Origin of the sequence: Bifidobacterium callitrichos (genome assembly GCF_008698085.1) — a bacterium.
In the GTDB taxonomy this organism is placed as follows: Bacteria; Actinomycetota; Actinomycetes; order Actinomycetales; family Bifidobacteriaceae; genus Bifidobacterium; species Bifidobacterium callitrichos.
Window position 1 is genome coordinate 1,028,598 of sequence record NZ_RZJP01000001.1, and the last position, 18,636, is coordinate 1,047,233.

The 18,636-nt window shown below is 61.4% G+C and carries 15 protein-coding genes; 9 read left to right on the forward strand and 6 right to left on the reverse strand.

Going from position 1 to position 18,636, the window contains the following annotated elements; genetic code table 11:
• Positions 1-138: 138 nt before the first annotated feature.
• Entirely contained in the window at positions 139-1,473 is a 1,335-nt protein-coding gene (locus EMB92_RS04480) for an ABC transporter substrate-binding protein (protein WP_043164978.1), read from the reverse strand.
• A 234-nt stretch (positions 1,474-1,707) separates the two neighbouring features.
• On the opposite strand from EMB92_RS04480, the gene EMB92_RS04485 reads away from it, so the two are divergent.
• The 6 genes from EMB92_RS04485 to EMB92_RS04510 all read left to right on the forward strand — a co-directional run bounded on the left by EMB92_RS04485 (position 1,708) and on the right by EMB92_RS04510 (position 9,581).
• A complete protein-coding gene (locus tag EMB92_RS04485) occupies positions 1,708-2,826 on the forward strand; it encodes an ROK family protein (protein WP_044088998.1) in 1,119 nt (372 codons plus the stop codon).
• Between the two features lie 131 nt (positions 2,827-2,957).
• On the forward strand, positions 2,958-3,887 hold the full coding sequence (locus tag EMB92_RS04490; protein ID WP_052119032.1) for an ROK family protein: 930 nt from the start codon (positions 2,958-2,960) through the stop codon (positions 3,885-3,887).
• A 412-nt stretch (positions 3,888-4,299) separates the two neighbouring features.
• Positions 4,300-5,610 carry a sugar ABC transporter substrate-binding protein gene (locus tag EMB92_RS04495; protein WP_043164773.1) on the forward strand — a complete coding sequence of 437 codons (1,311 nt, stop codon included), beginning with the start codon at positions 4,300-4,302 and terminating at the stop codon, positions 5,608-5,610.
• A gap of 10 nt (positions 5,611-5,620) precedes the next feature.
• Positions 5,621-6,556 carry a carbohydrate ABC transporter permease gene (locus tag EMB92_RS04500; protein ID WP_044088999.1) on the forward strand — a complete coding sequence of 312 codons (936 nt, stop codon included), beginning with the start codon at positions 5,621-5,623 and terminating at the stop codon, positions 6,554-6,556.
• Positions 6,556-7,425 carry a carbohydrate ABC transporter permease gene (locus EMB92_RS04505; RefSeq protein ID WP_043164770.1) on the forward strand — a complete coding sequence of 290 codons (870 nt, stop codon included), beginning with the start codon at positions 6,556-6,558 and terminating at the stop codon, positions 7,423-7,425. The genes EMB92_RS04500 and EMB92_RS04505 overlap by 1 nt, the downstream gene beginning before the upstream one ends.
• Positions 7,426-7,559: 134 nt before the next feature.
• Positions 7,560-9,581, forward strand: a complete 2,022-nt coding sequence (locus tag EMB92_RS04510) for a beta-N-acetylhexosaminidase (RefSeq protein ID WP_150393870.1) — start codon at positions 7,560-7,562, stop codon at positions 9,579-9,581.
• A 123-nt stretch (positions 9,582-9,704) separates the two neighbouring features.
• Here EMB92_RS04510 and EMB92_RS04515 read toward each other — a convergent pair whose 3' ends face one another.
• Positions 9,705-10,982: a tyrosine-type recombinase/integrase gene (locus tag EMB92_RS04515; protein ID WP_043164767.1), complete on the reverse strand. Its 1,278-nt coding sequence runs from the start codon at positions 10,980-10,982 to the stop codon at positions 9,705-9,707.
• Positions 10,983-11,933: 951 nt separating this feature from the next.
• On the opposite strand from EMB92_RS04515, the gene EMB92_RS04525 reads away from it, so the two are divergent.
• Genes EMB92_RS04525 through EMB92_RS04535 form a run of 3 tightly spaced genes read left to right on the forward strand, consistent with a single transcriptional unit; the run spans position 11,934 to position 14,577 of the window.
• Positions 11,934-12,821: an FtsX-like permease family protein gene (locus tag EMB92_RS04525; RefSeq protein ID WP_094667166.1), complete on the forward strand. Its 888-nt coding sequence runs from the start codon at positions 11,934-11,936 to the stop codon at positions 12,819-12,821.
• Entirely contained in the window at positions 12,818-13,888 is a 1,071-nt protein-coding gene (locus EMB92_RS04530) for a hypothetical protein (protein ID WP_150393871.1), read from the forward strand. Before EMB92_RS04525 ends, EMB92_RS04530 begins: the two co-directional genes overlap by 4 nt.
• A 14-nt stretch (positions 13,889-13,902) precedes the next feature.
• On the forward strand, positions 13,903-14,577 hold the full coding sequence (locus EMB92_RS04535) for an ABC transporter ATP-binding protein (protein WP_150393872.1): 675 nt from the start codon (positions 13,903-13,905) through the stop codon (positions 14,575-14,577).
• Positions 14,578-14,627: 50 nt separating this feature from the next.
• Here the strand turns inward: EMB92_RS04535 and EMB92_RS11670 are convergent, their stop codons facing one another.
• From EMB92_RS11670 to EMB92_RS04555, 4 genes are all read right to left on the reverse strand, one after another.
• Complete coding sequence (locus EMB92_RS11670) at positions 14,628-15,365, reverse strand: hypothetical protein (RefSeq protein ID WP_223847562.1); 738 nt, start codon at positions 15,363-15,365, stop codon at positions 14,628-14,630.
• Positions 15,362-15,862: a hypothetical protein gene (locus tag EMB92_RS04545; protein WP_223847563.1), complete on the reverse strand. Its 501-nt coding sequence runs from the start codon at positions 15,860-15,862 to the stop codon at positions 15,362-15,364. The genes EMB92_RS11670 and EMB92_RS04545 overlap by 4 nt, the downstream gene beginning before the upstream one ends.
• A gap of 296 nt (positions 15,863-16,158) precedes the next feature.
• Positions 16,159-17,403, reverse strand: coding sequence for a tyrosine-type recombinase/integrase (locus EMB92_RS04550; RefSeq protein ID WP_094667163.1), 1,245 nt, complete (start codon positions 17,401-17,403; stop codon positions 16,159-16,161).
• Positions 17,404-18,012: 609 nt separating this feature from the next.
• Positions 18,013-18,573, reverse strand: a complete 561-nt coding sequence (locus EMB92_RS04555; protein ID WP_052119338.1) for a low molecular weight protein-tyrosine-phosphatase — start codon at positions 18,571-18,573, stop codon at positions 18,013-18,015.
• Positions 18,574-18,636 lie beyond the last annotated feature (63 nt).

An 18,636-nucleotide genomic window follows, 5' to 3' on the forward strand; every position in this document is an offset into this window, starting at 1 on the left:
AGGCCCATGTCAATATTTCACACATTTATGAAATGTGCTTAACATGAAGTATCCATCTAATTACGAGTATAATTTATATACTCCTTTATAATACTATATGAACCATAGCTAATTTCTTACAGGAGTCATCTTTGTAATCTATTCATCTTGAAACGATGCAAATCCTTGGTCAGCGGCATAATTTCTTAGCGCTATCTGCCATTTGCCAGCAGCAGTCCTGAAATCGGTCTTGCCGGAGAAGAACGATCCCATATTGTCGTTGTAGATGGAGCGGGCGTAGGGTTCGAAGGGCAGAAACTCCCATTTGCCGGTGACGTTCTTGGCGGCCTGGGAGAAGACCTCGTTGTATTTCTGTCCGCCGAAGAACTCGTTGTCGCTGCCGTCGGCGTTCCTGAGCGTGGTCTTGGCGAGGAAGTCCTTCTGGTCGAGGGTCTTGGTGGTGGCGGGGAAGCTGCCGTTGGATACGCGGGCGTCGATGCCTTCGTCGTTGGTGGTGACGTATTCGACGAACTTCTTGGCGGCGTCGAGTTTGCCGTCGGGGATCTTCTTGGTGATGGCCAGTCCGCTGCCGCCGTATTCGCCGTTGATGGGCGTTCCGTCGATGGTGGGTAGGAGGGCTACGCGGAATTTGCCGGTGGCTTGGGGCACGCCCTGCAGGAGGTTGTTGGCCATCCATGCGCCGCTGATGAGGCTGGCGATGGAGCCGTCGCCCAGTGACTTCATCCAGTCGTCGGTCCAGGTCTTCGTGTGGACGTCGATGAGGTCTTCGTCGCGCATCTTCTGCCAGAGGTTCATGAACCGCTGGGCGCCCTTGTCCTTGGTGATATTGATGGTCAGTTTGTCGTCGTTGAGTTTGTAGGCGTGGCCGCCCATGGCCCACATCATCGCGTTGAACAGGCCGGCGTCGCCGGAGTCGGAGGTGATGTAGGAGCCGGTGGCGCGGATCTTCTTCGCGTCTTCGTAGAACTCGTCCCAGGTGGTCGGTGGTTGGCCGATACCGGCCTTGTCGAACACGTCCTTGTTGTAGAAGTAGGCCATGGGGCCCGAGTCGGCAGGCATCGCGTACAGGCCGCCGTTGATGTTCACGGAGTTCCATGTGCCGGGAGTGAACGTGTCCTTGAACTTGACGGTGTCGTAGACCTTGCTCAGATCCATGAGCGTGTCCGAGTGCACGAACTGCGGGATGGCGAGGTATTCGATCAGGGTGACGTCGGGCAGGCCATTGCCGGCCTGGGCCGCGTTGTTGAGCGCGGTGTAGGTCTCCTCGGTGCTGCCGACGTTGCTCACCTTCACCGTGATGTCGGGGTTGGCCTTCATGAAGTTTTTGGCGGCGCGATCGATGCTGGCGTCCCACGACCATACCGTCAGTTCGGTCTTGCCCGAGCTTGTTGTCGTGTTGCCGCATCCCGCGAGAGGGATGAGCAGCGCTCCGATGGCGGCCGTGGCGATGGCTGCGCGTGTGGTGTTGTTCATGTTGGTCTTCTTTCCGTGCTCGACCATCTTTGGCCGTATGTCGCAACTATTTTGTTTGGATGTCGAACATGATTATGTACAAAGATGGGAAACTTGTCAAAGTGCCGGGGTTTTCATATTGTCAGTCCCCTGATGGGTGTTATCCTGAAAGCCGTTCGAGGATGACGCCGGGATGTCCGTCCCGATAATGTGATTCCGCATTTTCCGCAATCGTCTCACCCGAGGAGGGCTCCCATGTACGCTAAATCCAATCCCAGCGATGCAAGGGCCAACAACCGCAGACTGCTGTTCCGGCTACTGTTTCCCGACCGGCAGCTGTCGCGCGCCGACCTGTGTAAGGAGACGGGGCTTTCCCGCGCCACCGCTACGGATGTGACCGGCGAGATGATCGACGACGGCCTGCTGAGGGAACTGGGGTCGGGCAGGCGCGACGGCCGGGGCAAGCCGGGCACCCTGCTGGCCATCGACGCGGACGTGCTTCGTCTGGTATGCGTCGATCTGTCCCGCCCGTATGTGATGACCGGCGCCGTGATGGACCTGCGGGCCAGAATCGTGGAGCGCCGCGAACGCGTGCTCGATGATGGCGACCGGGTCGATCTCGACGATGTGCTCTCGCTTGTGGGCCAGATGATCCGGCTTGCCGGTTCGGGGCTCGTCGGCATCGGCGTGGCCGTCCCCGGCGTGGTTTCCGGCGCGGGGAGGGTGATCTCCAGTTCCAATCTCGGCTGGGATGACGTGGAGCTTCGCGACATGCTCGAAGGCGAGTTCTCGTTGCCGGTCCGAGTGGACAACGACGCGAACGCGGCTCTGCTCGCCGACCGCTTCCTCGGGCACGGCAATCCCAACTGTCTGCTCGTGCAGATCACTCGGGGCATCGGCGCGTCGGTGCTGCTGAACGACGAGTTCGTGGAGGGCGATGACCATGCGGCCGGCGAAATCGGCCATGTCGTGATCGATCCCGCCGGCCCTGCGTGCACCTGCGGCAAGCGCGGCTGTCTGGAGACCTATGTATCGGCCATCGCGTTGCGCGACCGCATCCGCCGGAATCCCGAGCGGCGCGCGGACATCCTGGCCGAGGCCGGCGCAAGGCTCGGCAGCGCGCTGGCCATGCCGGCGAGCCTGCTGAACCTTCACGACATCGCCGTCTACGGGCCTCCCGACATCGTCGGCGAGACGCTGCTCGGCGCATGCGGCGAAACCGTCAACTCCTTGTCGCGGAACGACTACCAGAGCAACATACGGGTGCGCCGGTGCGAGCTCGGCGACGACGCCACCCTGCGGGGGCAGGCGGTCTCGGTTCTGCGCGAGATCGTGGGCAGGCGCGGGCTGTCCGCGGCGGCGGCCTCGTCCTGATGGATGCGGCCGCCGTCGCAGGGCGCGCATGTCGTGGTGTATCATCGCTTCCCGAATCCAATATGTAAGGATTTCGAACATAATGATCGGCGGACGAAAGAGAAGTCCGTCCAACGGGAACGGAGATTGCCATGATGATGAACGGCGGCGGCGCGACGGAAATAGAGAACCTGCGCGTCGGAGTGGATGTCGGGGGAACGAAGATCGAGGCGGTGCTGACCGACGCGGCCGGCGCCATCCTCGCGTCCGGACGCAGGACGGCCCGAAAGGGCGGCAATGAGGTCGTGGAGGACGTGGCCGCCATCGTGCGGCAGGTGGCCGGCATGAGGTTCGGTGATGTGAGATCGGTGGGCATCGGCATCCCGGGGTTGGTCCACCGAGACACCGGGCAGGTGGAGAACGTGGTCAATCTCGGAATCGAGAAACTGGAGCTCGGGGGCCGCGCGTCCGGCGTGCTCGGTCTGCCCGTGTGGGTGGACAACGACGTGAACGCCGCCGCGCTGGGAGCCTATGGGACGCTTCCCGAACGGCTCCGTCAGGGAAGGATGGCGTTCGTCAACCTGGGGACGGGGCTGGCGGCCGGATTCGTCCGCGCCGGTCTCGTCGAACGCGGCGACACGGGCGCCCTCGGGGAGATCGGCCACCTTCCGGTGGATTCCAACCGCGTGGCATGCAAATGCGGCCAACGCGGATGTCTGGAGACCGCATGCTCGGGAGGGGCTCTGCGACGCATGTGGCCCATGGCGGATCCTCCGCTGCCCGACATCCTCGCGAAGGCCGCAGGAGGCGATGCCGAAGCCGGGCGGGTTCTCGGCATCCTGCTGCATGCCCTCGCCGACGTCGTGCAGATCGTCGCCCAGGGCGAGGACCCTTCGGTCATCGTCATCGGGGGCGGCGTCTCGCGCGTCGGCTCCCCGTTGCTTGACGCATTGCGCGGGGAACTGCGCAGGCGGGAATCCTCCAGCGGTTTCATCGCGGGTCTGCGCCTGACGGAACGTCTGCGGCTCGCCGACCCGTCGATTCCGATCGGCGCGCTCGGTGCATCCCTCATCGCCTGCTGACCGCACTTCCCGATGCAACGCCCCCCTTCGGCGCGTCGGGCCGAATGCCGCGCGTTCCGTCAGGTTTCGCCAAGCAAGGCCGTAGCATGCCCCTTATTTTGTTCGACTGACTTGCAAAAAAGATAAAGGCGTCATATCCTTGGCTATCAAGGAGGTTGAAACCAACTAAGGGAATTAAGCAAGGATGACTAACAAAATTCTGGTCATTCATGCCGTGATGTCATGTCGAGGAACGATGTGACATCACGTTCCCAGGCGCTGTTTCGGGCGCCGGCGACGGCGTCCGAAACAGCATCGTCCACGCATGGCAGCGCGGGCGGATACGGACCCGGGACCGTCGTGCGCAGCGGCACGTCGCGCCATTCCTCCGAACGGCGGCGTCGGGCAGGCATTCCAGGAAAAGGAAACCACCATGAGAACGAAGAGGATTTCCGCGGCCATCGCCTTGGCGGCCGCGTCAGCGCTCACCCTGTCGGGATGCTCGATGGGAGCCCCGTCCGGCGGATCGCAGCAGGATGCGTCCGCGGGCGGCAAGCTGACGGTGTGGATCATGCAGGGCGACCAGAGCGAGGACACCATCAAGGCGATCAACGAGCGGTTCACCAAGGAGACGGGCGTCAAGGTCGATGTGCAGACCCAGGTGTGGGCCGACATCAACACGAAGGTGACGACCGCGCTGTCCACGGACACGCCGCCGGACGTTATCGATCTGGGCAACACGCAGGTCGCCGGGTTCGCCGTGAGCGGCGGCCTGCTGGATCTGACGGACAAGGCCGACGATATGAGGCAGGGGCACACCTGGCTGTCCGGTCTTGAGGAGCCCGCCACCATCGACGGCAGACTGTACGGCATCCCCGCGCTGGGGGCCGCCGGCGCCGTGATCTACAACAAGAAGATGTGGTCCGCGGCCGGAATCGACAATCCGCCGAGCACGTACGAGGAGCTTGAAGCCGACCTGCAGAAGCTCCGGGACGCGAACACCGACAAGGACTTCTCCCCGTTCTACATGCCCGGCCGCGATTGGAAGTCGGCGGCACGGTGGATCTGGGATGCCGGCGGCGACTTCGCCGAGCAGCAGTCGGACGGAACCTGGAAGAGCACCCTGTCGAGCGACAATTCGCTCAAGGGCATCGACCAATGGCTGGAATTCCAGCACAAGTGGTCCTCCGAGGCGTCCCGTTCGCTGGATACCGGCAACCCCGACTTCAGCCAGCTGCTGGCCGAAGGCAAGACCGGCGCGATCCTGAACAACAGCGCCGGCATCCGCACCATCCAGCAGTACAACCCCGACCTCACGACCGACGATCTGGGATCGTTCCCCATGCCCGGCGCCAGCGGCAAGCTCCAGCCGGCGATGATGGCCGGCTCGGTATGGGGCGTCGCCCAGAAGAGCAAGCGTCAGGAGCTGGCGCTCAAGTGGATCAAGATCGCCGCGAGCCCCGAGATCCAGAAGGACTACGTGTTCGCCAAGGACGGGTGGATGCCCAACTACGTCGAAGGCCTCGACGAGGTCATGAAGTCCGCGGACTTCCCGTCCTACCTGACCGGCTTCTTCGAGTCGGCGAAGAACACCAAGGCCACGCCGGCGTCACCGCAATGGCTGACCATCGAGAACGACAGCTCCCTGAACTGCTTCGGCGACATCGCCACCGGCGCCACCACGGCCAAGGCCGCGGCCAAGTCGTTCGACGAGCATGCGGACTCCCTGTACGCGAAGAAGTAGGGGAAGCGTGATGAGCAATGCGCAATCGACGGCTGCCGCCGTCCCCGTGGTGAAGCGGCGTCGCAATCTGACGCCCCTGTGGCTCCTGACACCCGCCGGCGTGATCATCATCGCGCTGGTCGTGGTGCCGTTGATCTTCCTGGTCTTCACGTCGTTCACGGACTTCAACCAGAAGACCCTGTTCACGGGCTCGTTCAACATCGTCGGGTTCGACCAGTACGAGAACGTGCTGACCGACCCGGAGTTCTACAAGTCGCTGGCCCGCACGTTCGGGTTCGCTGCCGCCCTCGTGGCCGGCAGCGTGCTGATCGGCATGGGCGTGGCCCAGCTGATGACCAAGCTGGGGCCGGTGATGCGCTGGCTGGTCACGTTCGTGCTGATCTTCGCGTGGGCCATGCCGAACGTCGCCTCGTCGGTGGTATGGAAGTGGCTGTTCCAGCCGGGGTACGGCGTGGTCAACTGGCTACTGACCCAGACCCATTTGTTCGGGGACGTGACGAACCTGTCGTGGACCGACAACACGTGGCTCGCGTTCCTGGAGATCTGGCTGCTGGTCGTCTGGCAGGCCGTCCCGTACATCGCGATCAACCTGTACGCGGCGACCACGCAGGTGGACAAGTCCTGCCTTGAGGCGGCCCAGCTGGACGGCTGCTCGAAGCTGCGCTGCTACTGGCAGATCACCGTGCCGCTGATCAAGCCGAGCCTGATGGTCATCACGATGCTGTCGGTGATCTGGGACTTCAACGTGTTCAACCAGATCTGGCTCGTCTCCCAGGGAGGCCCCCGCGAGACGACCGCGACGATCGGCATCTTCACCTACAAGAAGGCGTTCGTGTCGTTCGACATCGGCACCGGCGCCGCCGCGAGCGTGCTGGTCACGCTCATCCTGCTCGCCCTGACGAGCGTGTACATCCGATACCTGCTCAAATCCGGGGAGGACCTGTGATGACCACCGCAACCATAACCTCTGCCGCGCCGCGAGCCAAGCGCAGCCTTTCCTCACGGCTGCGCCGCATCGGCACGATCGTGTTGGCCGTCGCGTTCTGCATCGTGTGGATCTTCCCGGTCTACTGGATGTTCGTCACGTCGATCAAGCCGCGCAACCAGATCATGACCGCCACGCCCGTGTTCTGGCCCGCGAAGCTGTCGATCGACAACTTCATGGTGGCCGTCACCCAGACGTCTTTCCTGACGAACCTGAAGAACAGCGTGATCGTGACCGCCGTGTCGATCGTCCTGTCGATCGTCCTCGCGTTCTTCGCGTGCGCGGCCCTGACCCTCTACCGGTTCCGCGGCCGCAAGGCGATCATGGTGTTCGTGCTGGCCATCCAGATGACCTCGGGCGGCATCATCCCGCAGTTCATCATCTTCAACCAGTTCGGCCTGCTGAACAAGTACAGCGGCCTGATCCTCGCGTACATCGCCATGGTCCTGCCGTTTGCGATCTGGAACATGCGCGGCTTCTTCCTCAACATCCCGAAGGACATCTTCGAGTCCGCGGCCGTTGAGGGGGCCAACGACTGGCAGATCCTGTGGAAGATCACCTTCCCGCTGGCCGCGCCCGGCATCGTGTCCACGTCCGTGTTCGCGTTCATCAACGCGTGGAACGACTATATGACCGCTTACACGTTTATGAAGGATCAGGCGAAGTATACGTTGCCCGTGTGGCTCTCCTCGTTCTCCACGCCCACCATGGGCACCGACTTCGGCGGGCAGATGGCCGCATCCGTTATCTTCTCCCTGCCCGTCGTGATCTTCTTCATGATCATTCAAAGGAACATCATGAAGGGCGTCACCACGGGAGCCGTCAAATAACCCAACCGAATCGATCGGCAGCATGTGCGGTGTCGGGACCATATCCGCGAAATGGCCTCGACACCGCACTGCCATCTCAGGGCCAAACGAACCTCACAACAATCCTTAGCGATATGCCAAGAAAGGAACTTCCCATGAACGGCCAAATACTCCTGCAAGGATGGACCATCATCCCCACGCCGCAAACCATGCAGCATAAAGCAGGCATCGCATTGCTGCCAATGTGCGGACGAATCAACGAAGCGCGCACGGTCGGTGACGATCGGCATATACTCGCCGCACAACTCATCGACGACATCCGCGCAGCCACCGGATTGGAATGGGACATCGCGACGGGCGACCGCTGGCCGGGATTCATCACCCTGACCATACTTGACAATCCCCATGCACACCCGTCCGGCTCGTATACGCTCGATGTCACCCCGGATGGCGTGACCGTCGCGGGCGTGGACTTCGAGGGCGTGCGCAACGGCGTGCAGACCCTGCGCCAGCTCATCCGCCAATGCGGCGCCGCCCTGCCCCTCCTGCACATCGAGGACCGGCCCGCCTTCGAAACGCGCGGCTACTACCTCGACGTCACCCGCGGGCGCGTCCCCACCCTCGACTGGCTCAAACACTGGGCCGACAAACTCTGCCTCTACAAGTACAACCAGCTCCAGCTCTACGTCGAACACACCTTCCGCTTCGACGGCATGAGCGAGACATGGCGCGGCTCCAGCCCGCTCGCCCCGCGCGACATCCTCGACCTCGACGACTACTGCGCCGAACGGGGCATCGAGCTGGTGCCGTCGGTCTCCACGTTCGGTCACCTCTACATGGCCCTGCGCACCCGGAGCCTGCGCGATCTCGGCGAGTTCCCCGAGACCGCCGACGAACCGTTCGGATTCATCGACCGCATGCGCCACCACACATTGAACATCAGCGACGAACGCGCCTTCACCCTGTCCACGAAGCTCATCGACGACTACCTGCAATTGTTCCGCTCCGACAAGTTCAACATCTGCGCCGACGAGACCTTCGACCTCGGCAGGGGTCGTTCCAAGACCTTCGCCGAGGAGATCGGCGTCGCCGCCATGTACGTCGACTACGTCACCCGCCTGTGCCGCCACCTCGAAGCCCAAGGCAAACAGCCGATGATGTGGGGCGACATCGCCCTCGAACACCCCGAGATCCTGGAGCGCCTCCCCGAAGCCGTCACCCTGCTCAACTGGCAGTACGACCCGCAGGTCACCGACGAGAAGGTCCGCACCGTCGCCCAATCCGGCGCCACACAGATCGTGTGCCCGGCCGTATGGTGCTGGAACGCGCTCCTGCCGCGCATCGACGACGCCTGGAACAACATCACCCGCATGGCCCGCTACGGCACGCAATACCAAGCGGCAGGCATGCTCGTCACCGACTGGGGCGACCTCGGCCACGTCAACGACCCGCGCATGGCCATCCCCGGCATGATCATCGGCGCACAGGAATCCTGGAACCCCGGGCGCATCCCCGACGAGACCGACATGCTCCGACGCATCTCCCGACTCGAATACCACGACGCCAGCGGAGAACTGCTTGATATCCTTGCTCGCGCAAGCCATGCGGCCTGCTTCCAATGGAACCACCTGATCACTTGGCTGGAACTTGATGACGGACGGGGCGGCGTCAACACCGGTGTCCTGCAAACCATCCCAGGACTGCTGCCGGAAAACGAACGACCAGACGATGTGATCCGCGCCCTTCAGGACGGAAGCCGGGCACCGTCACTTGTGGAATCCCGACGGATGCTGCTCCGCTATCTGAAGCACCACATCTCGCTCGGTGAAACCGCAGATCACCTTCTGCAGACCAGCGCCCGTCGAATCTCCGCGATCACCGCGACCGCAGGACCGCGAATCGCAGGAAACGCCGCTGCATTCCGCGTAGCCATCGAGGGGCAACGACTGTTGAACCGAGTTGGTCTCCAGCTTGCGTCCGATGTCGGGGTCATCGACTCTTTGCAGTCAAGTGCCGCATCTCAGCATGATGATACGGCGCGTCTTGCCGAAGCGCTGGAAATCTGGATGGAGGCGTATGCGGCGCAATGGAGTACTCTCAGCCGAGACTCCGAACTTCGTCGGCTGCAAGATACGGTGTGGGAGTTAACGGACTATCTGCGCTTCCAATCCGTCTGATGCTGCGATTGTGAGACTTCGACCAGTCAGAGACCGAAATGCCGTGAGGGACCAGATTCAGATCCCTCACGGCATTTCCTATATGAAGGTGAGTCACGTATCGCGATGGTGCATCACTTTGGTCTAGGACTCACGCCGCTGAATGTCGCTCATAAATGATTCGGCAAGCTCGTCAACCACTTGACTCTGATGTGAGGCGACGGTGAGCTGGTAGTACCGGATAGCCACCTTCTCACTGACGTGTCCCAATTGATTCATGACTTCCCGCAACGTTCCACCCTGAATCATGAGTAATGTTGCATGGCTGGCTCGTAATGCCTGGAATGTCAGATCAGGGCGTCCTGCTTTCAGCCGGGCCTTGGCGAACTGGCCGTCCAGCGTTGTCTGGGACATGATTCTTGCACGTTTGGGCACGAACACCGGCGAATCCGGTCGTGTCAGATCGCAGTAATCAGAAAGGTGCTGTCGAATAAGAGGAATCAGGGTATCCGGGATGTGTACGTTCCTGATGCTGGATTCCGTTTTCGTCTTACCGAATTGGAGATCCCCTCTGTCAGCGTCACCGCGATTCACGGAGTGCCGGACATGAAGTATCTGCCTGTTCAGATCGATGTCTTGCACCTGAAGCCCACATAGTTCACCACATCGCAGACCACCCACTAAAGTCGAGAGGAATACGGACAGTCTGGTGTAATCGGGCATGGCGTCAGCCAGCAGGATCAGTTCGGAAGGAGTCACCGGCGGTACATTGATGCGGGCGGGCTGTGGCGCTGGCGGAATATGGAATATGAAGGGATTGAAGGACAGCAATGGCTCCGAACCGTCCAATCCGCCACGGGTGGCTGACTCCAGTACCGCCTTCAGTCGCATGCATGAGCGTCGGAACGCCCACCGTCCTTCCGGGTGAGGCGCATCATACCAAGCCTTGATAATGGACGGAGTGATCTCGTTAAGCGGCAGGTCCCCAAGACTTGGCAAAAAATGGCCAATGTCCAGATAAAGATTGCGACGCGTGCCACCGGCGATACCATTGCCGTCGGGCAGCCGGTATTCCTCGGCCCATCGCATCACATAGTCGCGGAACAGCATATTGCGTTGTGTCCGGCTCTTTTCCGCGACGGCTTTTCGTCGGCTTCGTTCCGTTGGATGAACCCATTCGGCGATGCCGTTACGATGGAGACTGACAAGATACTTTTCGGCTTCCAACCACCTACGGGCTTCGAGCTCCTGATCCGGCTTGAACTGGCGTTGGACGCGTTTGCCAGGTTCTAATGGATTCGGATATCGAACCTGCCATGCGATTAGCATGCCGGTTCCGTCATAACGGGCCAGCACGGTTCCCCACTTGCTTCGCGGAGGCTTCTGCGGATGGTTTCCATGGGAATGCCTGATTTTCGGCATATTGATCTCCCTCGATCGCGAAAAGGCGCACCCTGCGTGCGCCTTGTGGGGAGATTGAAACCAAAAACCAGTGTAGGCAGATATGCTGAAAGAACCGTTGTTTGTTTTTGTCATCCAGAGATGACAAAAACAAACATAATCAGTATTAGGTTGGCTATAGAAGCAGCTAGTTGTAGCTTTCCCCTTCTCCGATTGACGTATTGCGAGTCATCTCTAGATGTCAATAACTCCTTCTCTGATTGTTTCTCTCTCGCTGGGGTAGAAGACTGGATCTTGCAAGACGAAGCCATAAGACTTCGGCATCTAGCAGAAAGGAAAGTAATTATCATCTAGTTTTTTTACGCATGTCTTTACACATTCCAAATTTCCAACAAAGGAGTAATCATGATTGTGCGAAAGTAATTTACGGCAATTGTCCTTGCGGCAATTCTGGGTATAACTGGCATCGCATTGCCTTCTACCGCTTTTGCCGGCGGTCCGAATTATGGTCGCACATGGGAAAGCAGCATTGGCGGCATCAAGGTGAATGGCTATGTACAGATTCAGGCTTCCTATAATGATGGCGGGCGTCACGCGCGTCGCGGATATCAGCGTTTCACCCGACAGGCCGGCCCCAGCTTGGATACCGGACGACTGTATACATCAGCCGCTTCCTATTCAGGAGACACTCAGGTTCGAAGCAGGACGGACTCCGTCTGGGATTCCGTATTGTGGGGCGATAAGTACGTCACGCACTATTACTGGGGTGTTGAATACTTCTGACGCATTTCTTATTGCACCCATCTAGAAATACCGTGATTGGAAAGATACGGAATGCTAAAAATTACCCGTCATCTAAAGTTTTTTTCTACATCCATTTGCGCAATATCGTTGCTGTTGGGGATGTTGTCTTCGTTTCTTGCCTGGGCGGTGTACTGGAGCGTTCTTGATTGGCGTGGATCGCAATGGGGCATGTTCGACGCGAAGACGCAACTGGTGCTGACCGCGTCGGCGGATGCCGGGCACGACGACGGAAAGAATCTTGAGGCGACGCGTGATCTGGCCGAGTATCTTTCCGGTCACGGTATTTCCCTGTTGGAGGGTTCCGTGGGGGACGGTTGGCCGGCGATCGTGTTCCAGTCGTCGGGGGCCTCCATCGGATGGGCCGATGCGCTTCCGCAAGAATGCCGGAACATGAACAGTCGCGTGGCCTGTGTGATCGAGTCGTCGTTCTCGGCCGGGCAATGGCGTGAGCATGGGGATGCACCGCTATTGCCCGCCGGGTTTTCCGTCGGCGGTGTCGTCAGGGTTCCGGGGGCGAACGTCGGCGGCAACCTGCAGTATGTGCTCCCGTTGGGGGCGGTTCCCTTGTTTCCCGGCAGCGTGTATGTGAACACGAGCGACCCGCAGCGGCTCCGGGAGATCTCGGACCTGTTCGCGCGCTGCGGCATGGACGTGACCCAACCGCAGGCGCAGTCGTTGTGGTCGTCCCTTGCCGGTGATTCCTTCGTGGGTATCACCTTGCTGTTTCTGGTACTGGCGTTGGTCTGCGCCTGCGTGTGCGTCATGACGATGGAGACGGCGAGGAAGGCCGACCTGCATGTCAGACGGCTGTTCGGCGCCACTGGCAGGCAGGTGTGGGCGGGCCGGGTGCGTGAGGCCGTTGTCCCGATCGTGGCCGGCGTGCTGGCAGGAACGGTGTTGAGCGCCGTGCTCATCACCGTGGTGTCGGGCAGGACCGGCATCGGCCCGGCGGCCGCGTTCGCCGCAGCTTTTATCAGCGGCACGGTCCTGACGGCGCTTGTGACGGCGTTGGCTGAATGGCTCGGCATACGATCGAATGACGAGGTGGAACGATGATCCATGAACTGATGACCGGCGTCCGCATGGGATTGAGGCGATGGGGATCGATTCTCGGCATCACGCTGCTCGTCGTCTTCGCGGGAAGCGTGTTCACGATGACGCTCAGCGATGTGCTGACCGAATCCAGCGTGATCAGCGGCGAGGCTCGTCTGCGGGCCGTCGACGCGGTCACGTTCTCCCCGCAATACCTCCTGCAGTCCCCGAGCAAGACGGACCCCAAGGTGACGGATAGTTTGCGGGACATGCTGGAGCAGGGCAGGGCGTACACCGCGATCGTCAACAACGTCGAGATCGACGATCCCGATTTCGCCAACGGCATACCGGCCATCGTCCTGATGGGCAACGTCGATGACGTGTTCCCCCGTCTGGGCCTGTGCTCCCACGCGCCCTGCGCGTCCATCGGCTACCGGGTGGACCGGGCGCAGGCGCCCGACAGTGTGCATATCGCCGGCACCGACGTCAGGGTAACCGGCACGCTGCCGGCCTCGGCGGCCATATTCGACCCGAACACCGCCGGCATCAACCTGGACCGGTATCTCGTCATCCGGCTCGACCCGAGTTCGTTGAACCGGCTCAACGACATCGAACTCGAAGAGGCGGTGACCAAAACGGTCATGTTCAACCCATCCCGAACCCAGCTCGACGGTTTCATCACGGGAAGCCGCGACGCCGGCCTGATACTCGTGCCGCACCGGCTGAACACGGAGCAGCCCCAACGCGACAGGGATCTCATCGTGCGCGCGCTGATGTACCTGCTCGGACTGTCCGCCTTCCTCGCGCTCACCGTCATCGTGATCATCCAATCATTGTCCGTGACCCTCGCACGGGAGCGGCCGGCGATGCTCGTCCGCCGGCTCTACGGCGCCACCGCCGTGGACGAGGCGATCCGCGTCGCCGGACTCATCCTCAGCATGCTGCTGCCCGCCGCCGTGGTGCTGGCATGCTTCCAGCTGATAGGGGAACCGGTGGCCACCGCATCCCGGACGATGATCGCCGTCATCCTCGCCATGGCGGCCCTGGTCTGGACGATCGCCGTACGACGCGCAACCACACACATTCAATGAAAGAAGCACCGACCATGCCACAGACGACCATAGACGCCCGAAACCTGACCAAACGATACACGGACGGGCAGGCGCAGCTCCTCGCCGTGCGCGACGTATCCCTGCACGCCTCGGCCGGGGAGTCGATCGCCATCATGGGACCGTCCGGATGCGGCAAATCCACCCTGCTGCGCATGATCGGACTGTCCATGCAACCCACCTCCGGCTCCCTGCTCCTGCAGGGGCGCCCGGCACCGGAAAACGACAAGGACCGGTCCGCATGGCGCAACCGCATGTTCGGCTTCATCCCGCAGGACTACGCGATCCTCGAAGACGAGCCCGCATGGGCCAATGTCGCCATCCCCATGGAATACGCGAAACCCAAGATCAAGCGCGCCGAACGCCGGCAACGCGCCACAGCCGCTTTGGAACAAGTCGGGCTCGCCGGCAAGGCGCGACGCATGCCCGGGCAACTGTCCGGCGGCGAAAGGCAACGCATCGCCATCGCCAGGGCGACCGTGATGCACCCCGCCATCATCATCGCCGACGAACCCACCGCGGCACTCGACACGCACACCGCCGACACCATCATGACCATGCTCCTCGCGCAATGCAGGCAAGGCGCCACGCTCATCCTCGCCACCCACGACCCACGCGTCGCAGCCCAATGCGACACCACCCTCACCATGCGAGACGGCGCATTCATCTGAAGGTTTTCGCAAGGTACAACTGGATCTGCAAGAAAAGGAATTGCCGACAATTACCATGTGGAGAGCGTTTCAATAGTGTCGAGCCCGTCTTGACGGTGTGATTCATCGAGGTTGTCCCAGTACGGGGAATCCTCGATGAGCTTGTCGTGCAGGAGTCTGATGCGTTTGCGGTCGGTGCCGCTGTGCAAGCGTGCGAGCTCCGCATCGGGATCCGGGATGAGGGATGCGAGCATGGCTGCATCATAGAGGTGACGGTCACCGTAGCCGGCGTGGTCGGCGCTGTAGGCCGCGCTCTTGAGTATCAGCGCGCCGAGCAGGTCCGGGATGCGAACCACGACTTCGGCGCCGTCCTTGTCATCGATGAGTTGGACCTGCATGCTGCGTTCCACTGCCTGCGCGCCGCCCGGCATGGATAGCACCGGTGTGCCGGCGATGGTCGCGTCAGCCCCAAGGAACTTGGGAAGGTGATCGGCGACCAGCAGGTCCACGACGTCGCCGTTCGGCGCGATCATGCGGGTCGTGTATCCGGTCAGCGTGCCCGGCTGCGTCTCGAACCCGCGAGAGGTGAGAATGCCGCGCAGTCTGGCGATGCCGCGTCGATCCGCCATGAGGTCGGCGAGCAGGTCGGCGTCGGTGGTGGGTCGTGCTGTCAATCCGCCCATGATGGCGTGCAGCTGGACCATGAGCCCGCCCGTAAGCAGCCATGATTCCGGGATGTTCGCCGCGGCTACCGCGTACACGGTATTCCACGGATGGCCCGTGTTGGGGATGCGGATTGTCGGAATCATGCCTGGTGCTCCTTGCGATGATATTCGTCGATCAGCTGTTGAAGGGTTTCCATGCCGGCGCGGCGTTCTCTCGGGTCGTTGGATTCAGCCAGGTCGGCCGCGCATACGCCGAGAGGCATCGGCCCCTCGCCGGCGGGAAGATCGTCGGCGACGTGGAGCCGTACCCGGACCGGAGTCGCGCCTTGCTTCAACCGGCATTGCCGAATGGCGTCGTTCAGAGCATCGGCGGTGACGTAGCCTTCCACCACGTCTGTGGCGGTCAATTGGAACGAGGCGGCCAATGCTCCGGTGGCGGCGGAGGGACGGATGAGGGTTTCGACCTTGTCGAGGTTGGAGTCCCTGCACCAGTATTCGACCGTCGTCGCACGCCTGCGCGCGAGACGGGTCAGATTCTCCGCATCCATCTGCCTCAGGTATCCCCTGAGCCGGTATCGCTGCTGTCGGCCCAGCCATGGCGCGTCGAGCCCGCTGAGCATGTATAGCGCCCCGAACGCCATGTCTGGTGAATAAGGACGCCCATCCGCACCCTGCCACTGTGCTTGGCGACGTACGGAATCCTCCGTAATCAGCGAGCCGCCTCCCACGGAAAGAGATTCAAGCCGGCCAGCAGCGCGAAGCGCGCTGACCCGTCGCTCGCTCACTCCGAGTCTACGGGCGGCTTCCCGCCGTGTGAGCAGCGTCCGATTCGTTCTGATAGCCATATTCCTATTGTATACAGAACTATTCCAGATTGGGAATAGTTCTGTATACACAGGGCAACAGGGCGTCTCAATCCGTATTCGTCTGCATGTGGTCATTGCGCTGCTTTGATGAAGTCTTCGGCGAGTTGGTTGACGATCTGGTTGCGGTGTCGGGCGACGATGCGCTGGTAGTGCTTGATGGCGACCTTCTCGCTGACGTGACCGAGTTCGTCCATGACTTCCCGCAGGGTGCCGCCCTTGAGCATGAGCAGTGTCGCGTGACTCGCCCTCAGGGATTGGAAGGTCAGGTCGGGGCGGCCGGCTTTCTCCCTGGCTTTGCGGAACTGGGCCTCCAAAGTGGTCTGGCTCATCACCGAGGCTCGTCTGGGGCGGAAGACCATGGCTTCCGGGTCCGTCCATTCGCAGTGCCTGAGCAGGTGGTCGTGAATCAGGGGCACGAGCCCGTCGGGGATGGGCACGGTGCGCCGGCTGGAGTCGGTCTTGGTCCTGGCGATGCGTGTCGAACCGCGATCCGCATAGCCCCTGTTGACGGAATGTCGCACGGTCAGGCGTTTGGCCTTCAGGTCGATGTCCTTGATCTGCAGGCCGCACAGCTCGCCGCAACGGAGGCCTCCGACGAGCGTGGCGAGTATCACCGCCAGTCTCGTGTAGTCGGGCATGTTCTCCGCGATCAGCTTGAGTTCCAGCGGCGTGACCGGTGGAACGTCCTCCCTGGCGGATCGTGGCGCGGGTGGTATGGGCAGGATGAACGGGTTGTCGCGGATCAGCGGCGGGGAGCCGTCCATACTCATCTTCGTGGCGCTGGCGAACGCCGCCTTCAGGCGCATGCATGAGCGGCGGAACGCCCATTGCCCCTCAGGGTGCGGCGCGTCGTACCAGCGTTTGATGTCCTTCGGCGTGATCTCGGTCAGGAGCTTGCCCTTGAAGCCCGGCATGAAGTGCGCGATGTCGAGATACAGGTTCCGGCGCGTGCCGCCGGCTATCCTCTCGCCGTTCGGCAGCCGGTATCCTTCCGCCCACCGGGTCACGTAATCCTCGAACGAGATCAGGTTCGCGCGCTTCCTGCGGCGGCGTTCTGACGGATGGACCCATTCCTGGATGTTCTTGCGATCCAGTTCCACCAGATGCCGTTCCTCTTCGAGCCACTGGTGCGCCTCGTGCTCCATGTCCGGCTTGAACTGACGCTGGACCTTCTTGCCCGGTCGTTTCGGGTCCGGGTACCGCACCTGCCAGGCGACGAGATTGCCTGCGGTATCGTAGCGCGGCGTCACGGTGCCGAACCTGCTCCGCCGTCCCGGCGACGGCCCCATACTGTCCTTCTTCGTCCTTGCGGACATGATGATGCTCCTTGTGCTGAATCCAAGATCGATGGCATGGCATAACGGCCTCGGAAAAATGCCACCAAAAATGCCACCAAGTGGCCGAATACGCTCTCAGTGAGCCATTGCACCTAAAAATGCACCTCTAGTGCCTTAGGCCTTGCAATCATTGAGGTTTAGGCTGATTCGATCACTCGTCACAGGTCGTTTCGACCATCAGCCGCATGAAGATGACGATAAGGAGCAACACTGCTTGCGTGTCTATTGGAAGAAAGCGGGAACCGTTGCTATGATTGATTTTGTAAGTAATGAAGGTAAATTTATTTGCCCCCGGAGTGGTGGAGATGGACCTGTACGACGCTGGGCCGTATCCCCCTCTCTGGGGGTACCTGTGGCAAAAGCCATGAAAAGCGCTGAAACTCAAGGGTTTCAGCGCTTTTCTGGTATGAAACGGACGCGAATCACGCCGTTGGCGTCGGTTAGCTGCAAGCAGATACGGTCTTCTTATGGATAACGGACTTCCGAAGGCTTTCGGGAGTCCGTTATGTGCCAACTACAGAGGCTCGCTGGCGGAGACGACCGCAACTGGAGCTATAAGGCCCGCCCTCAGTCGGCCTCTCGAACCACTCAACCCTTGTCTTCGGCCTTGAGCTGCTTGGCGACCCAGTCGACGATGTAGGGGGCGACCTGTTCGATCTGGTCGATGGCGACCTCGAACTCGTGCGGGCCGCCGTACCACGGGTCGACCAGATCGATCGTGTCCTCGCGGCCGGCCGGCGGCTTGGGCAGGTTCGGGTCGAAGCTGCGGTACATGTGCACTTCGGCGCGCTTGCCCGGCGGCAGCAGACGCAGCAGCGAGCGCATGTGCGCGGCGGTCATCGGCAGGAACAGATCGGTGCGGGCGATCTCGTCGCGCGAGATACGGTGCGCGAAGTGGTTGCGCGGGATCTCGTCGCCGTAACCGCGCTCGCGCAGCACGTGCACGGCGCGCGGGTCGATCGGATGGCTCCACTCCTCGTCGGAGACACCGCTCGACTCAACATCCACTAGGTCACCGAGACCACGCTCGTCGAAGTAGTGGCGCAGGATGATCTCCCCCATCGGCGAACGGCAGATGTTGCCGGTGCAGACGGTCATCACCGTGTACTTGTGGTCGCTCTTATGGTCGCTGGTGCGGTTATCGGCCATGAAATATGTATCCTTGCAGTCCTTGTCGGTTCGCCGGTTCGCAGGTTCACTGATTCGGCGTTG

What these genes read in the sequence shown, in the direction of transcription:
- EMB92_RS04500 (WP_044088999.1), top strand. Translation starts at nt 5,621, where the DNA reads ATGAGCAATGCGCAATCGACGGCTGCCGCCGTCCCCGTGGTGAAGCGG.
- EMB92_RS04480 (WP_043164978.1), bottom strand. Translation starts at nt 1,473, where the DNA reads ATGAACAACACCACACGCGCAGCCATCGCCACGGCCGCCATCGGAGCG.
- EMB92_RS04490 (WP_052119032.1), top strand. Translation starts at nt 2,958, where the DNA reads ATGATGATGAACGGCGGCGGCGCGACGGAAATAGAGAACCTGCGCGTC.
- EMB92_RS04550 (WP_094667163.1), bottom strand. Translation starts at nt 17,403, where the DNA reads ATGTCCGCAAGGACGAAGAAGGACAGTATGGGGCCGTCGCCGGGACGG.
- EMB92_RS04535 (WP_150393872.1), top strand. Translation starts at nt 13,903, where the DNA reads ATGCCACAGACGACCATAGACGCCCGAAACCTGACCAAACGATACACG.
- EMB92_RS04485 (WP_044088998.1), top strand. Translation starts at nt 1,708, where the DNA reads ATGTACGCTAAATCCAATCCCAGCGATGCAAGGGCCAACAACCGCAGA.
- EMB92_RS04530 (WP_150393871.1), top strand. Translation starts at nt 12,818, where the DNA reads ATGATCCATGAACTGATGACCGGCGTCCGCATGGGATTGAGGCGATGG.
- EMB92_RS04495 (WP_043164773.1), top strand. Translation starts at nt 4,300, where the DNA reads ATGAGAACGAAGAGGATTTCCGCGGCCATCGCCTTGGCGGCCGCGTCA.
- EMB92_RS04525 (WP_094667166.1), top strand. Translation starts at nt 11,934, where the DNA reads ATGTTCGACGCGAAGACGCAACTGGTGCTGACCGCGTCGGCGGATGCC.
- EMB92_RS04515 (WP_043164767.1), bottom strand. Translation starts at nt 10,982, where the DNA reads ATGCCGAAAATCAGGCATTCCCATGGAAACCATCCGCAGAAGCCTCCG.
- EMB92_RS04505 (WP_043164770.1), top strand. Translation starts at nt 6,556, where the DNA reads ATGACCACCGCAACCATAACCTCTGCCGCGCCGCGAGCCAAGCGCAGC.
- EMB92_RS04555 (WP_052119338.1), bottom strand. Translation starts at nt 18,573, where the DNA reads ATGGCCGATAACCGCACCAGCGACCATAAGAGCGACCACAAGTACACG.
- EMB92_RS04545 (WP_223847563.1), bottom strand. Translation starts at nt 15,862, where the DNA reads ATGGCGTTCGGGGCGCTATACATGCTCAGCGGGCTCGACGCGCCATGG.
- EMB92_RS11670 (WP_223847562.1), bottom strand. Translation starts at nt 15,365, where the DNA reads ATGATTCCGACAATCCGCATCCCCAACACGGGCCATCCGTGGAATACC.
- EMB92_RS04510 (WP_150393870.1), top strand. Translation starts at nt 7,560, where the DNA reads ATGAACGGCCAAATACTCCTGCAAGGATGGACCATCATCCCCACGCCG.